Source organism: Halorussus amylolyticus, from assembly GCF_004143485.2.
Lineage (GTDB): Archaea > Halobacteriota > Halobacteria > Halobacteriales > Haladaptataceae > Halorussus > Halorussus amylolyticus.
Window position 1 is genome coordinate 335749 of sequence record NZ_ML974131.1, and the last position, 21253, is coordinate 357001.

At 64.7% G+C, this 21253-nt stretch carries 24 protein-coding genes; 8 read left to right on the forward strand and 16 right to left on the reverse strand.

Features of this window, described 5'->3' with window-relative positions; genetic code table 11:
- Positions 1-71 precede the first annotated feature (71 nt).
- The 5 genes from EKH81_RS05545 to pth2 all read right to left on the reverse strand — a co-directional run bounded on the left by EKH81_RS05545 (position 72) and on the right by pth2 (position 3728).
- Positions 72-233, reverse strand: a complete 162-nt coding sequence (locus EKH81_RS05545; protein WP_162224486.1) for a DUF8015 family protein — start codon at positions 231-233, stop codon at positions 72-74.
- Between the two features lie 157 nt (positions 234-390).
- Entirely contained in the window at positions 391-1110 is a 720-nt protein-coding gene (locus tag EKH81_RS05550; RefSeq protein ID WP_132056993.1) for a DUF2103 domain-containing protein, read from the reverse strand.
- 97 nt (positions 1111-1207) lie between these two features.
- Positions 1208-1549, reverse strand: coding sequence for a zinc ribbon domain-containing protein (locus EKH81_RS05555; protein WP_132056995.1), 342 nt, complete (start codon positions 1547-1549; stop codon positions 1208-1210).
- Between the two features lie 372 nt (positions 1550-1921).
- On the reverse strand, positions 1922-3265 hold the full coding sequence (gene truD / locus EKH81_RS05560) for a tRNA pseudouridine(13) synthase TruD (RefSeq protein WP_132056997.1): 1344 nt from the start codon (positions 3263-3265) through the stop codon (positions 1922-1924).
- 124 nt (positions 3266-3389) lie between these two features.
- The gene (gene pth2 / locus EKH81_RS05565; protein ID WP_132056999.1) at positions 3390-3728 is read right to left on the reverse strand and encodes a peptidyl-tRNA hydrolase Pth2; all 339 of its coding nucleotides are present in this window, start codon (positions 3726-3728) and stop codon (positions 3390-3392) included.
- Between the two features lie 110 nt (positions 3729-3838).
- Here pth2 and EKH81_RS05570 point away from each other — a divergent pair, with 110 nt between their 5' ends.
- The 3 genes from EKH81_RS05570 (at position 3839) to EKH81_RS05580 (ending at position 6173) form a co-directional block, all read left to right on the forward strand.
- Positions 3839-4564 carry a Yip1 family protein gene (locus tag EKH81_RS05570; RefSeq protein WP_132057000.1) on the forward strand — a complete coding sequence of 242 codons (726 nt, stop codon included), beginning with the start codon at positions 3839-3841 and terminating at the stop codon, positions 4562-4564.
- A gap of 92 nt (positions 4565-4656) precedes the next feature.
- Complete coding sequence (gene dcd / locus EKH81_RS05575; RefSeq protein ID WP_132057001.1) at positions 4657-5277, forward strand: dCTP deaminase; 621 nt, start codon at positions 4657-4659, stop codon at positions 5275-5277.
- Positions 5274-6173, forward strand: coding sequence for a thiamine-phosphate synthase family protein (locus EKH81_RS05580; protein ID WP_132057003.1), 900 nt, complete (start codon positions 5274-5276; stop codon positions 6171-6173). Before dcd ends, EKH81_RS05580 begins: the two co-directional genes overlap by 4 nt.
- A gap of 27 nt (positions 6174-6200) precedes the next feature.
- Here EKH81_RS05580 and EKH81_RS05585 read toward each other — a convergent pair whose 3' ends face one another.
- On the reverse strand, positions 6201-6452 hold the full coding sequence (locus tag EKH81_RS05585; protein ID WP_132057004.1) for a PRC-barrel domain-containing protein: 252 nt from the start codon (positions 6450-6452) through the stop codon (positions 6201-6203).
- On the opposite strand from EKH81_RS05585, the gene EKH81_RS05590 reads away from it, so the two are divergent.
- Complete coding sequence (locus tag EKH81_RS05590; RefSeq protein WP_132057006.1) at positions 6444-7133, forward strand: class I SAM-dependent methyltransferase; 690 nt, start codon at positions 6444-6446, stop codon at positions 7131-7133. The genes EKH81_RS05585 and EKH81_RS05590 overlap by 9 nt on opposite strands.
- 127 nt (positions 7134-7260) lie before the next feature.
- Here the strand turns inward: EKH81_RS05590 and EKH81_RS05595 are convergent, their stop codons facing one another.
- From EKH81_RS05595 to EKH81_RS05635, 9 genes are all read right to left on the reverse strand, one after another.
- A complete protein-coding gene (locus tag EKH81_RS05595; RefSeq protein ID WP_132057007.1) occupies positions 7261-8004 on the reverse strand; it encodes a 4-phosphopantoate--beta-alanine ligase in 744 nt (247 codons plus the stop codon).
- Positions 8005-8039: 35 nt separating this feature from the next.
- Complete coding sequence (locus EKH81_RS05600) at positions 8040-8423, reverse strand: SIMPL domain-containing protein (protein ID WP_132057009.1); 384 nt, start codon at positions 8421-8423, stop codon at positions 8040-8042.
- A 6-nt stretch (positions 8424-8429) separates the two neighbouring features.
- Complete coding sequence (locus tag EKH81_RS05605; protein ID WP_132057011.1) at positions 8430-9266, reverse strand: pantoate kinase; 837 nt, start codon at positions 9264-9266, stop codon at positions 8430-8432.
- Between the two features lie 118 nt (positions 9267-9384).
- On the reverse strand, positions 9385-10686 hold the full coding sequence (gene aspS / locus EKH81_RS05610) for an aspartate--tRNA(Asn) ligase (protein ID WP_132057013.1): 1302 nt from the start codon (positions 10684-10686) through the stop codon (positions 9385-9387).
- 109 nt (positions 10687-10795) lie between these two features.
- Complete coding sequence (locus EKH81_RS05615; protein WP_132057015.1) at positions 10796-11407, reverse strand: TetR/AcrR family transcriptional regulator; 612 nt, start codon at positions 11405-11407, stop codon at positions 10796-10798.
- Between the two features lie 36 nt (positions 11408-11443).
- Complete coding sequence (locus EKH81_RS05620) at positions 11444-12241, reverse strand: ABC transporter permease subunit (RefSeq protein ID WP_132057738.1); 798 nt, start codon at positions 12239-12241, stop codon at positions 11444-11446.
- Positions 12234-13211: an ABC transporter ATP-binding protein gene (locus tag EKH81_RS05625; RefSeq protein ID WP_132057017.1), complete on the reverse strand. Its 978-nt coding sequence runs from the start codon at positions 13209-13211 to the stop codon at positions 12234-12236. Before EKH81_RS05625 ends, EKH81_RS05620 begins: the two co-directional genes overlap by 8 nt.
- Before the next feature lie 124 nt (positions 13212-13335).
- On the reverse strand, positions 13336-14058 hold the full coding sequence (locus EKH81_RS05630; protein ID WP_132057019.1) for a phosphoglycerol geranylgeranyltransferase: 723 nt from the start codon (positions 14056-14058) through the stop codon (positions 13336-13338).
- Between the two features lie 115 nt (positions 14059-14173).
- Entirely contained in the window at positions 14174-14548 is a 375-nt protein-coding gene (locus tag EKH81_RS05635) for a winged helix-turn-helix domain-containing protein (protein ID WP_132057021.1), read from the reverse strand.
- A 117-nt stretch (positions 14549-14665) separates the two neighbouring features.
- Between EKH81_RS05635 and EKH81_RS05640 the strand changes: the two genes are divergently transcribed.
- Positions 14666-14986: a hypothetical protein gene (locus EKH81_RS05640; protein WP_132057023.1), complete on the forward strand. Its 321-nt coding sequence runs from the start codon at positions 14666-14668 to the stop codon at positions 14984-14986.
- Here the strand turns inward: EKH81_RS05640 and EKH81_RS05645 are convergent.
- The gene (locus tag EKH81_RS05645; RefSeq protein ID WP_132057025.1) at positions 14983-17496 is read right to left on the reverse strand and encodes a DNA topoisomerase I; all 2514 of its coding nucleotides are present in this window, start codon (positions 17494-17496) and stop codon (positions 14983-14985) included. The two genes, EKH81_RS05640 and EKH81_RS05645, sit on opposite strands and share 4 nt — an antisense overlap.
- A 278-nt stretch (positions 17497-17774) precedes the next feature.
- On the opposite strand from EKH81_RS05645, the gene EKH81_RS05650 reads away from it, so the two are divergent.
- From EKH81_RS05650 to EKH81_RS05660, 3 genes are all read left to right on the forward strand, one after another.
- On the forward strand, positions 17775-18896 hold the full coding sequence (locus tag EKH81_RS05650) for a hypothetical protein (protein WP_132057027.1): 1122 nt from the start codon (positions 17775-17777) through the stop codon (positions 18894-18896).
- 61 nt (positions 18897-18957) lie between these two features.
- Complete coding sequence (locus tag EKH81_RS05655; protein WP_132057028.1) at positions 18958-19524, forward strand: hypothetical protein; 567 nt, start codon at positions 18958-18960, stop codon at positions 19522-19524.
- A gap of 217 nt (positions 19525-19741) precedes the next feature.
- Entirely contained in the window at positions 19742-21139 is a 1398-nt protein-coding gene (locus EKH81_RS05660) for an MATE family efflux transporter (RefSeq protein ID WP_132057030.1), read from the forward strand.
- The last annotated feature ends 114 nt before the right edge of the window (positions 21140-21253 follow it).

A 21253-nucleotide genomic window follows, 5' to 3' on the forward strand; every position in this document is an offset into this window, starting at 1 on the left:
CCTCCTTCCTCCCCCCGCCCCTCTTCCGTGGTGGGCCCCCCCCCCCCCCCCGGGGGGCCCCCCCCCACGACTCACCCCTCTTCGATAGGCGGATTGAACAGTTCGTGGCCGATGACCGCGACCGAGGCCACCAGCCCCGCAATCGCGCCCGGCAACCCCGTTAGCTGGCCGACCAGAAAGCCGCCCCCCGAAAGCAGCGGTATCGCCGCGAGGACCGCGTCGTAGTGGCTCACCATTTCGTAATTAGATGTAATTACCTCGTCCAAGAAGATTGGGGCGGAAGGCCGTGACTTCGTCCTCTCGCGCTCGGCGTAACGCCCGGCGTTCGACGCTACGCGCCACGTACTCCTGTGTTACGCCGCGATTTCGAGGAATAGGCCGAGCGTATCGCTACTGCAACTCCGCCTCCGCGAGCACGTCGTTCAAATCGGCTCGCACTCGCTCGCCCATCTCGCGGTCCTTCGCGGTGGTGACCACGCGGTTCTCCTGCACGCTGGACCCGTCCCGTAACAGGAGGCGGACGTTGCCGTTCTCGCCCGCACGGGTCGCCTTCGCGCGCACGCCGGTCCGACTCCCCGACCCGCCAGCGTCGATGGGGCCGGGAATTATCTTCTTGACGTGGGGGTGGCCCGCGACGGTGTGAATCACCTTCCGGCCCGTCCGTCCGGCGATGAGCGTCGAGTGACTCCCGCCGATTTTCTCGCTCGGGGCGGCGTCCACCACTTTCAGCGCGGGGTCGCCGCGCCGCGAGAGGACCCCCTCGACCGGGTCGTCGTCGGTCACGCGATAGAACGAGTAGCGCAACTGCCCGCGAGTCGCTCGGAGCACCTCGCGGTCGCCCCCGGCGTACACCTCCTCGGGGCGCTTGCGTCGGACCTCGTCGGCGATTCGACCCGCGAAGTTCCGGAGCTCGACCACGCCCGCCTCGCCGCCGTCCTCGGGCGTGGTGGTCACCCCGGTTTCGCCCACGACCGCCTCGCCGTCGAGCATCGTGAGCGTGGCGTGGTCGCGCGCGAGGTCGAGCACCACGGCGTCGGCGTTGGGCGACCGGCAGACCAGACAGTAGTCGCCGGGGCGTTCGAGCGATGACCCACACTGCCGACACTCCATGAATCTTCGTAGCCGAGCGCGGGGTTTAACCTCGGTGTTTTGGGTCGCCTCCCGGTGGTCGTTCGGTCATCTCACAGACCTAGTCCCCCTCGCCGACTCACTCCGGGGTCGTCTCCGCGAGGTCGGTCCCGCAGTTCGCACAGTAGTTCGCGCCCGCGGGCACCGACACCCCGCACTCGGGACAGCCCCGGTCGTCGCGCAGGACGCGGCGCTGGGAGTCGTTCAGATATTTGTACCCGCCGTAGACGACGTTCACGAGGCCGAACGACCACCACGCGGTCAGGATGGCGAGGACGATGTGAACCCCGAGGTCGCCCACGGTTCGTTTCACGAGGACGATTCGCTCGGGCGTCTCGGTCTCTATCTTCCACCCGTCGGCGATGGCGTCGTCTATCTGGCGCTGGAGTCGCTCGCTTCTCGTCGCCGGTGTGTAGCTCATTCGGAAATCCCCCTGATTGGTCGCAGAAAGCGTACGTCGCCGGTCGGGATATGGTTTGAGGCTACGAGCGAGTCGGAAACGGTGTCGGCCGACTCACAGCACGCAGAAGCAATTCGACCGCTCTACTTCAGCCAGAGCCAGAAACGACTCAGTTGGCGTGAAGCTAGCTACTCCCGATACCTATGAGACCGCCCCGCACCGCACAGCACCGCGCCCCGTGCCTCCCCGCATGCGAATTCGCTCGCTGTGCGAGCGAATTCGCGGCGCGTCCCGTGGTCCGTGTCGCCGCCGAAACGGCCGTCGTGGACGGGCCGATAGCAGTCGTCTCCGACGGGCGGTGTATCACGGTTGTCACCCGAACAGAAATCGAACTCACTCGTTCGCCGGGTCGGTCTTCATGAACTCCCGCAGAATCACCGTCGCGTACGACCCCTTCGGAAGTGCGAACTCGAACGTCACCGCATCGTCCGTCACGCTCGCTTCGAGGTCGGTCCGGACCAGAATCGGTCGCCGGGTCCCGGTCGAGTCGAACTCCCCCGGCAGGTCGAAATCGCCGGGTTCGAGGTCCAAGTCAGCCAGCACCTCGCGCTCGATTTCTCCGGGTTCGCCCTTTCCCAACTCGGTCTCGGTCCCTACCAGCGGCGCGGTCACGAAGGCTCGCCCGCGCTCGCAGTGGCGCGCGACCGTCTCGACCCGATTCTCGGTCACTTCCTGCAGGCGGTCGGTGTCGGGGACGGTCAGCCCATCGACCCGCTCGGTGAAACACACCACGTCGCCCGCGACCGGCCGGTGGAAGGGCAGACCGCGCGCGAGTCGCTCGCTCAGGATTCGGTTGAAGGCGTACGACTGGGCCGCGTTGACGAACAACCGCTGGAGGTTCGACGGCACGGCTTCGAGCGCGGCCCGGAAGTCCTCGGGGTCGTCGCCGTCGCGCTCGACCAGTCGATTCACCATCGCGCGCTCGAAGCCGAGACGCCGCGGGAGCGCGTCGAGCGCGGCCCGCCAGTCGCGGTCGTCGAAGGCGTCTGCAACCTCGCGGCGGGCGCTCTGGGTCCCTTCGGGTTCGGTGTCGTAGGGATTCGCGACGTACGCCCGGACCGCCTCCTCCCACTCGTCGCGGACGACGTGGAGGCCGACCTCGTGGGTGACAGGGCGGTGGCTCCCGAATCGCTGCTGGCCGAAGAAGTCGGGGACGCCCACGGTACCCGGCTTGCCGCCGCCGAACGCTTCGAGTTCCTCTCGAATCGCCGCAGTGTTCTCCGGATTCCCGGCGTCTCTGACCACGATTTCGAAGGCGTTGCCCGCGAGGTCGCCGAACTCCAGTCCCCGCCCCGCGCGTCCGAGGATTTCGATGTCGGCTCCGCGAATCGCCACGTCGTCGAGGTCCCGGGCGTCGATTTTCCGGAGGCTGAACAGTTGCGTCGTGACGGCGTGTTTGTCCTTGGTCCCGGCCCACGAGACGCGCTCGCGGCTGATTCCGAGCGCGTCGGAGAGTCGCTTCGCGAAGTCGTTGGTGTCCCACCCGTGGAGGGTGCCCCGGACGACGAGATACGGGTACGCGCCGGGGTCGGCGTCGGTCGGTTCGGCGTCGAATCGCTCGACTTCGCGCACTCGGAAGTCGGCGTCCTCGACTCGGATGCGACCGCCGATGCCGTCGGTGTCGCTGACGAAGCGTTCGATGCCGACCGCCTGCTCGACTGGGTACGACTCGCGCATTCGCTCGGTCTTGGTGGTCGGTCGGCTTGTATCTGGCTTCCTGCGACGAACAGCGACTGAACTCGGAGGAGGTGTGGTCGGCGAAGCGACGGTTACGACTACGGAGACGAACGCTCCGAGGAAATCAGTACAGCGAGAGGTCGCCGGTCACTTTGTCCACGAGGTCGTCGTCCGCGGGACCGACCGCGAGCGCGCTCACGGTCCCGGGGTCGAGTTGGGTGTGGCCCGCATCGCGGACGATGGCGTGGGGCAGGCCCTCTGCCCGCGCTTTCTCGGCGAGTTCGAACAGTTGGCTCTCGCTGTCTCCTTTCAACACGACCTTCTTCTGCCCCTCGCCCTTCCACCGCTTTCGCGCCTTGCTCCCCGTCTCCTCGTACGCCGACAGCGAGGCGTGGGCGACTTGGGCCGCCAGTTTCCCTTTCCCCATTCCGATGTCGGTCCGGGCGACGATGGCCTGTTTCATGTGCCGGGGGACGCTCCCCGGCGTTAAATCGGTGGCTACTCGCGGTGGCCGCCCGCCCCGAAAAGACAGAAAATCAACAGAATTAATGAGGTTCGGCGGTCGCTTCCGGTATGGTCCTCGACGCCCTCCTCCGCCCCGACGACTTCTTCGCCGACCGCACGCCCGGACTCAGTCTGGGTCGCGCCGCGGTCGTCGTCCTCCTCGTCGCGGTGGTCATCACCACCTCGGTCGGCGCGTTCGGATGGCTGTTCAGCGAACGCCTGACCGCGACGACCGAGATACCCAACGAGAACCGCCCGCCCGACTGGGTCTGCGACGGCGAGGCCGACACCGAAGCCGAGGAGATGCAACAGGCCGACTGCGACGAGCCGAAACAGCAGACCGTGGTAGTCGGCGACCTCGTCTGGGACGCCTTCAGCGAGATACTCCCGCTGGTGTTCGTCGGGATGCTGTTCGGCTGGCCGCTCTACGCCGTGGCCCTCCACGTCGCCTCCGCGGCGTTCGGCGGGACGGGGTCGTTCGCGGACACCCTCGCGGTTGCGGCGTGGGGGATGGTCCCGAGCGCGGTCGTCGCCGTCGTGGGTCTCGGCCTGCTGTACACCGGACTCGGCGGTATCGACCTCGCGACCTCGAACCCCGAACGCCTCGCCTCGCAAATCGAGTCGATGAGCCAGCGCGCGCAGGGCGACACCGCCCTGCTGTCGCTGGTCGGGGCGTGCTGGCAGGGGTACGTCTGGTCGTTCGGACTGAAGCACGCTCGCGACCTTCCGACCGGCGCGGCGGCGTTCGCGGGCGGCGGAGTCGCGTTCGTGGTCTTCCTCTTCGGTCTCGCCTGAGCGCGAACGCAGAACGCGATACCTCCAATCGCCCCCGGACGGTCTCGCGCAAAAGCCGGTCCATTTACACCGCTTCGCGCGAACCCCCGAGTATGATACTCTCGGACGCCGACATCCTCCACCGACTCGAGGAGGGCGACCTCGCGGTCGAACCGCTCGACGACCTCGACCTCCAGATTCAGCCCGCGAGCATCGACCTCAGACTCGGCCGTGAGTTCCTGGAATTCCAGCGCACCAACATCTCCTGCATCCATCCCGACAGCGAACAGGAGATATCCGAGTACGTCACCGAGACCGTGGTCGAGGAGGGTGAGGAGTTCATCCTCCACCCCGGCGACTTCGTCCTCGGAACGACGAAGGAGCGCGTCGAGATTCCCGACGACCTCATCGCCCACGTCGAGGGCCGGTCGTCGCTCGGACGGCTCGCGGTCGTGGTCCACGCCACCGCCGGACTCTGCGACCCCGGCTATCAGGGTCAGATAACCCTCGAACTCTCGAATCTCGGCACCGCACCCGTCGCGCTCGCGCCCGGCATGCGAGTCTCGCAGTTGACGTTCACCGAACTCAAAAACCCGGCCGACCGACCCTACGGTGCCGAGCGCGGGTCGAAGTATCAGGACCAGTCCGGGCCGCAAGCCTCCCGAATCCAGAGCGACCACGAGTTCGGCGGCGACCAGAAGGCCGGGTCGGAGACGGAGGCCGACCGGACATGAGATTCGTCGAGGAAGTCGTCGTAGAGGAGTTCCTTCCCACGGTCCGGTCGATGCTGGCCGAGGACCTCCGCGAGCGCGGCCTGACTCAGAGCGAGGTCGCCGAGTTGCTCGGCATCAGCCAGAGCGCGGTGTCGAAGTACGCCAACGGCGAGGTCGAGCGAAACGACCGCGTTCTCGGAGACGAGCGCGTCCGGGAGTTGGTCACTCGCGTCAGCAGCGGACTCGCGGAGGGAACGATGAGTCGCGTCGAGGCGCTGGTCGAAATCGAGGTTCTCGTTCGGCGACTGGAGGACCGCGACCTCCTCGCGGAACTCCACGAGACGGCGATGCCCGAACTCTCGGGTCACGGCGGCGACTTCAACGTCCACGACCCCGAGGGCGAACTCCGCGTGACCGAGCGGGTCCGGTCGTCGCTCCGCCGGGGACTGACCATCGTCGAGAGCGCGAGCGGGTTCGCGTCGCTCATCCCCGCGGTGGGGTCGAACCTCTGTGAGTGCACGCCCGACGCCGACGGCATCGACGACGTGGCGGGCGTGCCGGGGCGCATCTTCGACGTGAAGGGCCAGGCGACCATCCCGGCCGACCCCGAGTTCGGCGTGAGCGAACACGTCGCGTCGCTCCTGCTCGCGGCCCGACGGAACGGAAGCGACGCGCGCGCCGCGCTCAACGTTCGATACGACCCCGACCTCGTGGCCGCGCTCGAAGCGCGCGGCCACGAGGTCGCCGAGTTCGACGCCGAGTACGACGACCTCGACGCGGTGGTCGGGGCGGCCCTGCGCGAGCACCCCGACGCGACGGTCCTCTACCACACCGGCGGGTACGGCATCGAACCCATCACCTACCTGCTCGGCGACGACGCCGAGGTGGTTTCGGAGATGGCTCGGAGTCTGTTGTAGCCGATTTGGAGCGTCCTCGTCGCCGACTCAGAACTCCTCGACCACGTGCCGGTCGGCGGTGACGTGCGCCCTGCCGTGGCGAACCTCGGAGACGGTCCCGAGACGGGTCCCGTCGCTGTCTACCACTTCTTTGTCCACCTCGTTCTCGGTGAGTGCGACCGTCGTGGCGTGGGCGTTACGACGCGAGGAGTCATCAGGACGACGGCCGACCGCCTCCGTCGCAGTCGTCCCGCGCTCAGCCTTTTGTCCCGGAACGCCGTACGCGCTCGCATGGCACACGACTCGACCGCCGCGGCCCAGCAGTTCTACGGCCGGTGGGCCGACCTCTACGATTTCCTCGCGCGCGCGACGCCCGGACTCGGGCGACTGCGCGCGCACGCCGCGGACGCGCTGGCGCTCGAACCCGGTGACACCGTGGTCGAGATGGGATGTGGCACGGGCGCGAACTTCGAACACCTCCGCGAGCGCGTCGGTCCGGCGGGCAGGGTCGTCGGCGTGGACTTCACTCGGGGGATGCTCGAACGCGCTCGCGACCGAATCGAGCGTGAGGACTGGCGGAACGTCCACGTCGTGCAAGCCGACGCGACGGGAATCGAGTTTCGCGAGTCGCCGGACGCGATTCTCGCCACCTTCGTCGTCGGGATGCTGGGTGACCCCGGGCGTGCCGTGAATCGGTGGGCGGATATGCTCGCACCCGGCGGGTCGCTCGCGCTCCTCGACGCTGCCCAGACGAATCAATGGTTCGGGTGCCCGGTCAATCTGGCGTTCCGGGGGCTGGTCGTCGCGTCGTCGCCGACCGGGATGGACGGCTACGACCGACCGCCGTGGGCGATTCTGGACGAGCGAGTAGCGACTGCTCGGCGCGCGCTCCGAGCGCGCGCGGACGAGACGGCCCACACCGAACACGCGCTCGGCGTGGTGCGAGTGACTGGCGGACGAATCGACTCCGGAGGAGCGTGACAAAGCAGTGGTGTCGGGGTGCAAGCCCGGGATGACAGACGCTTCAGGATGGGCACAACCGCGTCCATCAGTGTGTTACGCCGTGTCATACACAATAAGGGTGTCTATCGAACAGATTTGTACAGTGTCAGCGGAGGTCACCTCCCCGAATCGCGCGCTCGGCCTCCGCCAGCGCCGCCTCGCGGTCGAACTCGCCGACGATTCGCTCCAACTCCTCGTCGCTCGCACCTTGCAGGTCGCGAGCGTGTTCTGCGATGTTCGGCACCGCTCGGATGATGTTGTCGATAATCGGAATCGCCGCGGTCCGGGCCGACCGCGAGAGCGGATTCAGGTCCACCACGATTTCGACTTTTCCCATCTCGGCGAGCGCCTCGGCCCGGTCGCCGTCCTCCAGCGGCACGACCACCACGTCGGCGGCGAAGATGCCGTCTTCGTCTACTTTCGCGCGCTCGTGGTCCAGCCCCGGAATCCGGGCGTCCGCCGCGAGACCCTTCACGTCGCTCGCGCCGTGGTCCCGAAGGTGGTCGGCGATGGCCTCCATCCGCTCGGGCGTTCGATTGAACAGATTCACTTCGATGTCGGCCCCCACGACCTCGGCGAGCTTGACCGTCTCGCCGGGCACCAGCGCCGCGACGTTGCCGTTGACCGAGAGCACCGGGCGGTCGGCGAGTAGGAGTCGGGCCGCCGCGGTGCGCTCGGCCCGGTCGGCGCTCGGAATCGTCTCCTCGCCGAGCAGGTAGTCGAAGGCTTCGCCCCTCCCCTCGGCGATGAGGCCCTGCTTGCTGGTGATACCCTTCTCGACGCCCTCCTCGATTCGGTGACGGGTGAGGAGTGACTGGTAACGCGGGTGGTCCTCCGGGATGTCGGTCATGGCCGACCCTCCGCGGGGGAGTCGGAAAAATCGACCTATCTCTCGCGCTCTCGACGGGGCGGAACTTCGAGACTCGACTCCGAATCAGTCGCCGGTGAGTTCGTACACGACTTCGACCGACTCGGTGACGACGACCGGCTCCGGTCGGAGTTCCGCATCTCGATTGCGCGGTACGGCGCGTCGGTGTCAGGGTCGAACGCCTGCGTCGAATCCTCGACTCGGAGTTCCACGGTGTCGATTCGCTCGCTCGGCGAAACCTCGGCGAGCGACTCCCGAACGGTCGCGGCCCGGTCGCGAGCGCCCTCTCGAGCGGCCGCGGCCGAATCCCCCTCGCCAATCGCCTGCACTCCGACCGTGGCGAGTTCGGGCGACCGCTCACTTCGTCCGGTGGCGTCCGTCGTGATAGTGCGTCGAGTCATCGTCGTTCACTCCACCTCCAACGTCGCGCCCGCCGGATGCGTCTCGCAAGCGCGGGCATCGTATCCGGCGTCGGTCAGCCCCGTCCCGAGTGCGAACACCGTCTCGCCGAGCATCGCCATCGCGGCCTCGCCGCCCTCGGCCTGCACGTCCTCGATGACCGCCCGAACTTCGGGCGTGAGCAGGCCAGCTACCTCCGCGAACTTCCGCGAGGCGGCCATCAGCGACGGCAGGGTCGGCTTCTCCACGAGACTGACGAGCATGTCCACGCCGACCTCCGAGAGGCCTCGGGTGTCGCCCGACAGCACCTCGGCGGTCGGACGCTCGCCGAGCGTGAGATACTCCACGCGAGTCCGGGCGGGCACGCCGTCCATTCGGTTGTACTCGGGCGCGCCGGGGTCGAGTCGAATCGGCACGCCGCCCCGCGCTTGGGCCACCACGTCACCGAGTCCGGTTCCAGCTTCGACCTCCGCGGCGTGGGCGATGGCGATGAGTTCGTTCTCCGAAAGCCCGCACTCGAACACCCGGTTCGCGGTCAGGGCGGTCCCGAGCGCGGCCGCGCCCGAGACGCCGAACCCCGCGCTGACGGGGAGGTCGGTCCGGACGGTCACGCGCGCCTCCGCGTCGAGCGCGTCGAGGACGCGCGTGACCGCCTCGATAGCGGCGAAGTCGTCGTTCAACTGCATCCCGGTCTCGGCGGCGCGTTCGACCTCGATGGTCGCCCCCTCCGAGAGCGTCAGCCCCGCGCCGCGCGACCCCGCCTGCTCGGGGTCCTCGGCCTCGTGGACGCTGAAGAAGCCGGTGACGTGGCCGGGAACGAACGCCCGCGCCGACTCGTTAGTCATGGCCGTGGCTTTCGGGGCGGGGCGTATAACGTTTATAATCCGCTTCGGTGAGTCGGGTATTTTCTCGGTCGAAGATACAGAAAACGACGCCGAGGCCGCGAAGCGACTCTGAACAGTCCTACGGCGACAGGCGTTGCCTATCTCGCGGGAAGATGACGGCCTCGCGGATGTTCTCCAGTCCGAGCATCGTCATGACCAGACGCTCGCCGCCGAGTCCCCATCCGGCATGGGGCGGCATGCCGTACTTGAACATCTTGGTGTAGTAGTCGAACGCCTCGGGGTCGAGGCCCTGCTGTTCGAAGCCTTCGACGAGTCGCTCGTAGCGGTGTTCACGCTGGCCGCCCGACACCAGTTCCATGTTCGGGTGCATCAGGTCGAAGCCCTTCGAGAGCTGGGGGTCGTCCTCGTAGTCGGCGATGTAGAACGGCTTGATTTCGCTGGGCCAGTCGGTCACGAAGTAGTGCGACCCGACCTCCTCGCCGAGCGCCTTCTCGCCCTCGGTGGGGAGGTCGTCGCCCCACACCAACTGCTCGTCGAGTTCGCCCGTGGCGTTGATGCGCTCGATGACTTCCTCGTAGGTGAGTCGCGGGAAGTCGCCGTCCGGAACCTCGAAGTCGTCGTAGCCGAGCGCTTCGAGTTGGTCTTCGCAGTTCTCGGCCACGCCCTCGTAGGCCGCCTTCACGACGGCTTCGCAGGCGTCCATCGCGTCCTCGTGGTCGAAGAAGGCGCTCTCGAAGTCGATGGAGGTCGCCTCGTTGAGGTGGCGCGGGGTGTTGTGTTCCTCGGCGCGGAAGATGGGTCCGACCTCGAAGACGCGTTCGAGTCCGGAGCCGACCATCAACTGCTTGAACAGTTGGGGCGACTGGTTCATGAACGCCTCTTCGCCGAAGTAGGTGATGGGGAACAGTTCGGTGCCGCCTTCCGTCCCAGTGGCGACGATTTTCGGCGTGTTGATTTCGGTACAGCCGAGGTCGCGGAACGCCTCGCGGGCCGACCGAAGGACTTCCGCGCGAATCTCGAAGATTGCCTTCGTCTCCTCCTTGCGGAGGTCGAGGGTGCGGTTGTCGAGTCGGGTCGAGAGGTCGGCGTCCACCTTCCCCGAGGGGTCGAGCGGGAGTTCGGGGTCGGCGGGCGCGATGACTTCGAGCGACTCGGGGACGATTTCCACGTCGGTCGGCGCGCGCGGTTCCTCCTCGACGTCGCCCGTGACCTTCACGACGCTCTCGCGCGAGACGTTCAGGCCGGTCTCCACGAGGTCGTCGTCCATCTCGTCCTTCTCGAACTTGACCTGAATCTTGCCGGAGTTGTCCCGGACGATGAGAAACGCGATGCCGCCGAGGTCTCGAATTTCGTGCGCCCAGCCAGCGACGGTTACGGTGTCGCCGGGTTCGGCGTCGGCCGTGTACGTGCGGTCTTGCATACCGCTTGGTTCTCGCGGGTCGGTCTTAAACGCGGTCATTTCCGTGGAACGAACTCGGCCGAGAGCCACGATAACCGTATCCGAGGTGTGCTAGCAGCCACCAAAAAAGCTACTCCCCGACGCCCCGAACCAACCCCGCGGCGAGCGTCTCGATGAACGTCTCGCGAACGTCCCGGTAGTACTCGTCGTCGTGGAAGTCCTCGCGGTGGTAGGGAACGAACTTCGCCATCCCGAGGACGCCAGCCAGCACCTCCGGGTCACCCGCCCGAAGTTTTCCCTCGTCCTGCCACGCTTCAATGAACGGCGTGAGGTACGCCATCGACTCGTCGCGCTCGGCCTGCATCTCCGCGTCGGTGAACTGCTCGGTCAGCCTCCGGAGGTCGTCGTCCACGACGAGGCGGTGGACCAGCGGATTCGTCTCCATCTCGTCGCAGAGAAGGGTCAGGAACGCGACGATGGCGTCCTCGGGGTCGTCTTCGACTGCCAGCGACTTCCCGATTATCTCCTCTGCGAGTCGCTCGCCCTCCTCGCGAAGCACCTCGTAGTAGAGTCGGTCCTTCGAGTCGTAGAACCGATAGAACGTGCCGGTGGCGATGCCCACCGGGTCGGTGAGGTCCGCGATGGTCGTCTTCTCTAGTCCGTGGCGTGCGAACAGGTCCCGTCCGGTCTCTCTGAGTTCGCGCCGGATGCGTTCGCGCTCGTCGTCGTCGAAGCCCCTCATCGAACCCTCCGCTCTCGGCGCTCTGCGGCCCGCATCTCAGACGTCCCTCCGGCGGAACCACCACGCGCTGACCGCCACCAGCGCGGCGGTCATCGCGAGCAGAATCGCCGCGCCCGCGAGGTCGTACTCGCCGCCCACCAGCACGCCGGTCGGGTCGTAGTACCGGGTGGGACTCATCGCGCCGAGCCAACCGATATCGGCCGACTGACTGACGGTGTCGAGCAGAAACAGCCCGAAGATGGCTCCGAGACCGCCACGCTTGGCGATGTCCGAGTCGCTCACCGCGACCGACAGTAGGAGACCGATTCCCCCGCACGCGAGCAGGTACGGAATCGACAGCAAGTGGACCATCGCGAGGTCTGCGATGGCTATCGACTCGCCGATGGCGGCGACGGTGACGTACACCACTGCGCCGACCACGAGATTGAGCGCGAGGACGCCCGGCACCAGCGACAGGAACTTCTCGACCACGACCCGGCGGCGCGAGACCGGCGCGGCGAGCAGGACGTCCATCCGGTCGCGCTCCACGTCGCCCGCGATGAGACCGCCCGCCTGATACGCGAGGTAGATGCCGAGCATCAGAAGCCAGAAGAACTGATAGAGTTCGACCGCGAGGAACCCCTCGATTGTGGTGATGGAGAACGCGCCTGACGCGCCGAACGCCGCGCGCATCGCTGGCGGCAGGCTTTCCATGTAGGCGTCCAAGTCCGCGCCCGAAGTCGTGATGGACGGGAACAGCGCGACGAACAGCAGCGACATCGCGGCGAGCAACACCGACAGCACGAGCGACCCCGTGATGCGGCGCTCGGCCTCGTACCGGACGATTTCAAGCATCGCCGTCACCTTCCTGCGACTCGGCGGCGGTCTCGCCGACATCTCCCCGCGACTCGCCAGCGGCCTCGGCGCGCGCCGACACCGCCGGCGAGTCGGTGCCGCCGTAGAACTGCATGAACACGTCTTCGAGTGGCGCTTCCTCGATTTCCAAATCGCGGATGCTGTACCCTTGGAGGTGGCCGAGCAGGTCGTCGTACTCGCCCGTGAACACGAACGAGGCGTCGCCGTCCCGGAGTTCGAGGTCGCCGACCCCCGCGAGGTCGAAGTCGTCGGCGTCGAGCGCTCCCTCGACGCTGACTCGGACGCGCTTGCCGCTCCTGTCGAGGAGTTCCTCGACGCCTTCGAGCGCGACGAGGCTCCCGTCCCGGATGATGCCCACGCGGTCGCACACTTTCCGAACCTCGCTCAGGATGTGACTCGAAAAGAACATGGTCTTGCCGCGGTCGCGTTCGCCCCGAACGAACTCGTAGAAGCGGTCCTGCATCAGCGGGTCGAGACCCGAGGTCGGCTCGTCCATCACCACGAGGTCGGGGTCGTGCATGAACGCCAGCACGATAGCGAGTTTCTGCTTGTTGCCACGGGAGTACTCGCCGATTTCGCGCTCGACTGGCGGGTCGAACTGCTCCAACAGCTCCGCGCTTCGCTCGTCGCCCTTGAGTTCGGCGTGGTACCGAATCAGCCGTCGGCCCGTCACGCCGTCGTCGAAGCCGGGGTCGCTCGGCAGGTAGCCGATGTGGCGCTTGGCCTCGATGAGTTCGGCTTCGTCGGTCGCGTCCCTGCCCAAGACGGTCGCGCTCCCGTCGGTCGGCGAGAGGAACCCGAGCAGCGTCCGAATCGTCGTGGTCTTGCCCGCACCGTTCGGCCCGAGGAAGCCGAACACCTCGCCCTCTCGAACAGTGAGGTCGAGGTCCGCGACGGCGCGAGTGTCGCCGTAGTACTTCGTCAAGCCGGTCGTTTCGATGGCGCTCATCTTTCGATGTTGGCGCTGTGAATACATGAATGATACTATTTTGCATTCACGAACGACGAACACCGACCGAGACGCGTTTTCGTGCGGAGAACCACCGCTGCTCGGACCGACTCGCCCCGCCCGCTCAGACCGACTCGGCGGTCGTCTTCTTCGCGTCCTTTGCGCCCTCGACGGTCTCGCGGACGGCGTCTACGCCTTCGTCGTGGACGAGGTCACCGACGACGACAGTATCGGCGTGTTGAGCCATGGTGTACGCCGAATCGTAGTCGTGGATGCCGCCGCCGTAGAACAGGGTCGCGTCTTCGAGCGCGTCGGCCGCGGCCGCCACCACCTCGGGGTCGCCGAACGTGCCGGAGTACTCGACGTAGACGATGTCCTGACCGAACAGTCGCTCGCCGACTTCGGCGTAGGCCGCGACCTCCTCGGGGCGCTGGTCGCAGTCGGCTTCCGTGAGTTGTGCCACGCTCGAATCGGGGTTGAGGACGATGTACGCCTCAGTCGCGGTGTGCTCCCAGTCCACGTCGTCGATTCGAACCCACTCCTTGTGCGCGCCCGTGACCCACGACACGTCGCCCGCGTTGAGGACGATTGGCACGAGGTAGCCGTCGAGACCCTCGTCGTCCACCACGACCGCGGGGTTGCTCGGCTCCTGATACACCGGCACGTCGTACTTCGCGCAGGCGTCGATGACTCGCGTCATCTTCTCGGTGGTCATGTCGAGCGTGCCGCCGATTTCGAGCGCGTCGGTCCCGGTCGCGCACACGTCCTCGAACGTCTCGCCTTCCACGAGCGTCTTGTCGGGGTCTAGCTTCACGATGTGGTCCCAGTCGTCCCACGGAGCGGTCATTGTTCGACCTAACCTCAGGGGGCGCTAAAACAGCTTCGAATCGGGAAGTGAGTGGTGAGAGGCGGACAACAGGTCGGAACGTCCGTGAGCGTCGTTTCTCGCGTTCGGTGGCACGCTACTCGTCGGTCGGGTCCGCGCGACCCGCGCCAATCGCGTTTATCTCGCCGTTGAGTTCCGCGATACGCTTTCCGACCTCGCTCTCCAGATTGTAGTGATACCGTTTCCCTCCGGCAGTTTCGGCGACGACGCCCAATTCGACGAGCTTATCGATGTGCCGTCTGACACTTTGGGTGCTGATGCCCGCAAAGTCGGCGAGTTCGGTCTTGTTGAACTCCTTTTTCGGGTCGACTTGAAGCAGCGCGTCGATGATGAAGTGCACGCTCTCGTGCTGACAGAGGTAGAGCCAACCGCTCGGATACGCGAGTCGCTTTTCGCGCATGCTCGTCCCGGTTTCGCCTCGTCCGGCGGCGTCCTCGGATTCACTGCTCATACGAAGACAAATGTCTCACAACACTATAACTGTTGTCCTATTCTACCATTATCAGAGTCAGATGTTAGCTACATCAAAGTAGGAATATTTATATCCTGTCTATAATGTTATTCGAATATGAGCGACACGGACCTCATTTGTGCGATTTTACGCGTGTTAGTGTCGGACCACGCATACGGTAATCCGCGTCCACGGGACGTGATTCTCGACCGCGCATCGTATCCGCGTCACAGGGGTGGGGCCGCAAAAGAGGCGTACGAAACCGTTCGATCACAGAACTTCGTGCTCGATTACGGCGACCGCGGCATCAAACTCGATAACTCCGAGTTTGGTTCGCTCGTCCAGTTTCTGCACGAGAGATGTGGCTGGAAACGATTCGAACTCGAACTTCGAATCAAACACTTCGAAGGGTGGGACGAGATTCGGTGGAACGACTAGTCCGCCTTCGCCTGCCAGCCCCGAAGCCTGTCCTCGCTCACGCCCTGCACCTCGGACGCCACCGTCTCGACCTCCGCCTCTTTCAGGTCCGCGACGCTCTCGATGCCCGCGTCCGCGAGCTTTTCTGCGGTCTTCGCGCCGAGTCCGTCGAGCGCTTCGAGGTCGCTCCCCGACTCGCTCTCGCGGGCCTGAAACTCCCTGTAGTTGCAGATGGGACAGCCGAGTTCCCACGGGTCGTCGCCGCTGTGAACTACGAGTTCGGGTAGGTCGTGTTCCTCGCACCGCTCGTCGGTGACTTCGATGTCGCCCCGGCGCGGGAGCGGGAGCGAGTAGTCACAATCGGGGTAGCGAGTACACCCGACCAGCCGAGAGCCGTTCTGGAGGCGCTTGATTGCGAGTTCGCCGCCTTCTTCCGCACCGCACTCGGGACACTCGCCGATGACTTCGTCTTCCTCCTCGTCGGCCTCCTCGGCCTTGCAGAGCGGACAGCCGTGGACGAACGTCTGGCGGCCCGCGAGCATCTTGACGTGGTGGAGGTCGTGGTCCTCGCACGTCTCGTCGAGGATGAGCGGCTTGCCGGTGTTCGGAAGCGGCAGGGTGTATTCGCAGTCCGGATAACCGTCACAGCCGACGAAGTACGACCCGCGACGGCTCTGGCGGACCAGCAGGTCGTGGCCGCTTTCGGGACACGGCCCGAGAATCTTATCGGCCTTCAGCGACTTCTGGAGCAGGTCGCCGACCTCCTCGCGCGACTCGCGGAGGTCCTCGAACACCTGCTGGAGGTACTCGCGCGATTCGTCGGCCACCTCGCTCAGGTCGGCTTCGCCCTCCGCGATGGCGGTCATGTCCTGTTCGAGTTCGCGGGTCATCTCCTCACTCACCACGAGGTCCGCGAACTCCTCTGCGGCCTCCACGACGGCCTTCGCAATCTGAGTCGGGCGCGGCGGGTCGCTCTCGACGTACCCGCGGTCGTAGAGTTTTTCGATGGTATTGTGGCGGGTCGATTTCGTCCCTACCCCCATCTTCTCCATGGTCTCGATGAGCCGCGACTGGCCGTATCTCCGGGGCGGTTGGGTCTGCTTGTCTTCGATGCGGGTGTCGGTGACGGCCAGCGTCTCGCCTTCGGTCACGTCGGGTACGTAGTTCTCGGAGGTGTTGTAGTAGGGGTACACCGCGTGGTAGCCCTCCTCCAGCAGGCGCTTGCCGTTCGACTTGAGTTTGTGGGTGTCGCCGTCAGCTTCGATGCCCGCCACCACTTTGAGGTGTTCCCACTCCGCCGAATCCGCGACCGTGGCGAAGAAGCGCCGGACGACGAGTTCGTACACCTCCCACTCGTCGTCGCTCAAGTCGGCCTTGGTGGGGATGTCCTCGGTCGGGTGAATCGGCGGGTGGTCGGTGGTCTCCTCGTCGCCCTCGGTGGGCGTGATTTCGTCTGCTTCGAGGAGCAGTTCGGCGTCCTCGTCGAAGTGGTAGCTCTCTGCGAAGGTCCCCAACAGTTCCTCGGGGTCCAAGTCGTCCGGATAGACGGTGTTGTCGGTCCGGGGGTAGGTCATGTACCCCGCGGTGTAGAGGTCCTCGGCGATGCTCATCGCGCGCTGGGCCGAGTAGCCCAGACTCCCCGCGGCGCGGATGAACTGCGTGGTGTTGAACGGCGCGGGCGGGTCGTCGGTCCGGGTCCGACGAGAGACGCGCTCGACCACGGCCTCGGTCGCGGATTCGAGCGCCTCGAAGACGGCTTCGGCGGTCTCCTCGTCCCAGACGCGCTCGGCCTCGTTGTCGTCCTCGTCGAGGTAGAAGTACTGCGATTCGAACGCGGCGTCTTCGTCCTCTTCAGCCTTCAGGAGGTCGGCGAACAGTTCCCAGTAGTCCTCGGGGTCGAAGGCTTCGATTTCGCGCTCGCGGTCCACGATGAGTTTGAGCGTGGGCGACTGCACCCGACCCACCGAGATGAAGTCGTCACCCAACTGTCGGGCCGAAAGCGAGAGGAACCGAGTGAGTGCGGCACCCCAGATGAGGTCGATTTCCTGTCGGGCCTCCCCGGCGGCCGCCAGGTCGAAGTCGAGTTCGTCGGGGTCTTCGAAGGCGTCCACGACCTCGTTTTCGGTAATCGAGGAGAATCTGACCCGGTGAATCGGCACGTCGTCGTTCACGTCGCGGACGATTTCCCACGCCTCCTTTCCGATGAGTTCGCCCTCGCGGTCGTAGTCGGTCGCAATCGTAACTTGGGTTGCCTTCCGGGCCAGCACGCGGAGGGTACTGACGATGTTCTCCTTCGTGGCCTTCTTCTCGATGGGCGCGTCGATTAGCTCGACTGGCTCCACGTCGCGCCAGTCGTTGTACTCGTCGGGGAAGTCCACGCCGACGACGTGGCCCGACAGGCCGATGCACCGCTTGCCGCCCCACTTGTAGACGTTGACGCCGTTCTTGCGCTCGGCCTCGGCGGACTCGCCGCTCAGGATGTCGGCGATTCGCCGCGCCGCGTTGTCCTTCTCCGTGATTATCAGTTCCATGCCTCACCTCCCGAAGGTCGCCCGGAGCTCGGGGTTCGCCCCGAGTTCAGGTGTCGCTCCGGGTGTCGCTGGTCGGTCATCGTGTTCCCGGTAGGACAACGGGATGGGTAAAGCTTTCGCCGGAGAAAAATCGCAAGCGGGCGGCGGGACAAGGCGCGCTCACGCACCCGCGCGTGAGCGAGATCAAAATAACGGTGGACTCTTCAGGAAGCAGAATACGTTAAATAACAATAATAAAAATAGTAACTTTTTCATTTTATACTATATTATATGGTAATATGGGGTCAGAAAAACCATCTCGGAGAAAAGTTCTAAAAGCGCTCGGAATCACCGCCAGTGTCACTGGAACGGCGACCTATGCTAGAGCCTCCTCTCCCCAGACGACACAAGTACCAAAGCTCATCGCTGGCGGAGAAGTCTACGAATACATGAGCGTCGAAAAAGACTGGTATGAACACACTCAGCACGCCGCACAAGCTAGGGACCGATTTAGCAAGCAGTTCCGTAATAACTCTTCTATATTTTCTATCGGTCTTGTGCGCTCGCCCGAGACTTATGGCGGCCAGAGTGGACTGCAGATTCAGGTCACAACCGAGAAAGACGAACTTGAGACCCTTTCAAACGTACTTCCGAACCGATTCGACGAAGTACCCGTCACGGTCGGTGAAAGACCTGAGAACAAGAGGAAGGGAAACTGTACAAACACCGAGACGAACACAAACATTCAAGGAGGTGAGGCTGTCGGGTGCAAGGAAACCAGCTCTTACGGAACTGTTTGCTGTCCCATAAATTCCGACGAGTTATTACATTGTGCACATGTGTTCTGGAGCAGTTGTGATGACAATAGTTCTGATATCGAAGGTCGGACGGCTAGAGTGACGGATCTCAATGGGACGGTACAGAACATTGGAACGGTCGAATTCGCGGATAAGAAGGGTGACTTTATTAGAATCACCCCGTACTCTGACGTTTCCGTGGACAACACAATCGACGACAACGATGTCTACCCACCAATTCGGGGTCTCGTCACCAAAGCGACGTTGGATCGCTGGGTTTCGAAGTCCAAAAGTGACCGTCCGATGCTCAATCACATGGGAGTGAACACTGGGAAAACGAACGGGCGGCTTGCTTCGGTCAACTACGAAGAGAGTCTCACGTGTACGAACTTCGACGACGGCCATGGAGTGTACACGTGGGTCGACATGGGTGACGGTGATTCCGGCGGGCCAACGTACTGGTACGACGGCGAGTACGCGTGGATCACGAATATTACGACAGACTACTATTACGCCTACGATACGGGCTGTAACGATGGTTGGATCGGAACCGATTCTTGTGGAACCGGTGCCTACCAAATCGCAGATTACGGAATCACATTTGGCGATGATCTAGGGACATGAGCAATTCGCCGAGCGTGAGAACGGAAAAATTGAATCTTCGTAACACATATTCCCGAAGCGAATGAATCACGATTCTGAAATGCCGAGTACGTTTTTCACCTCAATACTCTTTGGTCGAGGCTGGAACTCACTGAAATGGGTTTTCCTCGCCACTATCGGTCTCAGTCTCGTGTCGTTCGTCGGCGTCTCGTTCGTTCGCCGACTGGCACCCGAATTAACACCGCGACTCATTGAGGTGTTCTATCCTCTCTTTCTCCTGAATAGTCGGCCCGTAGCCGGAGTCGGTGTCGTCATCGGCTGGGTCATTCTCTCTGGGGCTATCGGATATCGACAAGAGGGATTGCTCGCGAGTTGGACCATCTCGTTCGGTCCTCTCTTTGGAGGACTGACAAACTCGTTTGTCGCTAGAAACCTTTGCTGTGCCGGAGCAACAACGTCGCCAACCACGCTCACGACGACCTACTCGCTGTACTCTTACGGCATGAATACCTTGCTAGCGGTGATCGCCGCACTGAGCTTCGCACTTGTCTTCGGAACGGCGGGATACCTGTTTGCGATAGGAACGAAGCTATTGCTCCGGCCAGTGAGATCCAACGAAGAGGGGGATACCGAATCCGACGACTACTGAAACCGACCACGAGATACGAAACAGGGTGTACGGGAGAGATACAAAACCGGGAACGGGAGAGGTTCAATTGACGCGTTATCGATACCCAACCCGATACTGATAAAGTTTGACCCGTTCAAAGACCCGGCAACCCTGCCCGAGAATCCACGCGCTTAAGCACCTCTTACCCGATTGACCGATGAGAGCCGTGTCGAAACAGGCAGACAGCCGCGTCGATATGACTACCGGGGCCATCACCCCGAAACTCACCAGCCTCGCGTGGCCGCTGGTGGCCGGAAACCTCCTCCAGACGTTCTACAACCTCGCGGACATGTTCTGGGTGGGCCGGGTGAGTCCCGAGGCGGTCGCGGCCGTCTCGCTGATGTTTCCGACCTCGTGGATGTTCGTCTCGGTCGCGATGGGGCTGACCGCGGCGTCGGTCGCGCTCGTCTCCCAGCACGTCGGCGCGGGCAACGACCGCGAGGCCGACAACGTGGTGGCCCAGACCCTCATGATAACGGTCGCGGCGGGGCTGACTCTCGCGACAATCGGGTTCACGTTTCGCGAACCGCTCGTCACGCTCGTCGGCGCGCGCGGGCAGGTGTACACCGACGCGCTGGCGTACATCGAGGTACTGTTCGTCGCCATCCCGTTCACGTTCCTCTTCTTCGTCTTCCGGGCGGTGCTTCGGGGCGCGGGCGACACCAAGACCGCGATGTGGCTGATGGTGTTCTCCGCCGGACTGAACGTGATTCTCGACCCGTTCTTCATCCTCGGCTGGGGACCGTTCCCCGAGTGGGGCACCCGGGGTGCGGCGGTCGCGACCCTCATCTCGCGCGTCCTCGTCGCACTGCTCGGGGTCGCCATCCTCCTCAAGGGCGACTGGGGGGTCAAGCTTCGGCTCGAAGACCTCCGTCCCGACTGGCCCGTGATGAAGAAGCTCGTGAGCATCGGGTACCCCGCCACCATCGACGGCGCGGCCAGAAGCTTCGCCGCAGTCGCGATGGCCGCGCTCGTCGCCCGGTTCGGCCCGATTCCGACCGCGGCGTACGGCGTCGGCGTCAGGCTGATGTCAGTGTCGTGGACCGTCTCGGGCGCGGTCGGGCAGGCCGCCGCGACCGGCGTCGGCCAGAACCTCGGCGCGAACACGCCCGACCGCGCGGCCGAAGTCACGTGGAAGGCCACCGCCGGGACGATGGTGGTCCTGTTCGGTGCCGGGGCGCTCATGTTCGCGTTCCCCGCCCAGGCGATGCGGATATTCATCGACGACCCCGGCGTCGTCGCGGAGGGCGTCGTCTTCCTCCGAATCATCGGGCCGTTCCTCGCATTCTTCGGCGGCCTGATGGTCGTGCAGGGCGGCTTCCGCGGCGCGGGCGATACGCTGGTCGCGATGGCGCTCTCGTTCCTCTCGCGGTGGGTACTCCGGATTCCGCTCGCGGTCCTGCTGGCGTATCAGGGGACAGTGGCGTTCGCGGGCGTCTCCATCTCCGGTCTCGGGTGGGGCGTGACCGGTCTCTGGTGGTCGTGGTCGGCGTCGGCCATCGGGTCGTTCGTCGTCGGCGTGCTGTGGTTCAGACTCGGCCGGTGGCGCGAGGGCGTCGTGGAGAAAGAGTCCAAGCCGACCACGGCGGACTGACCGGGACTCGAACCTCGCTCGCGAAGGTTTAAATCGGAGAACGCGGCCAAACGCTCCCGTGACCTGAGAACTGCCGCGAGGGGTCGAGGCGCGAGCGCGGCGCGCCCCTTGCGA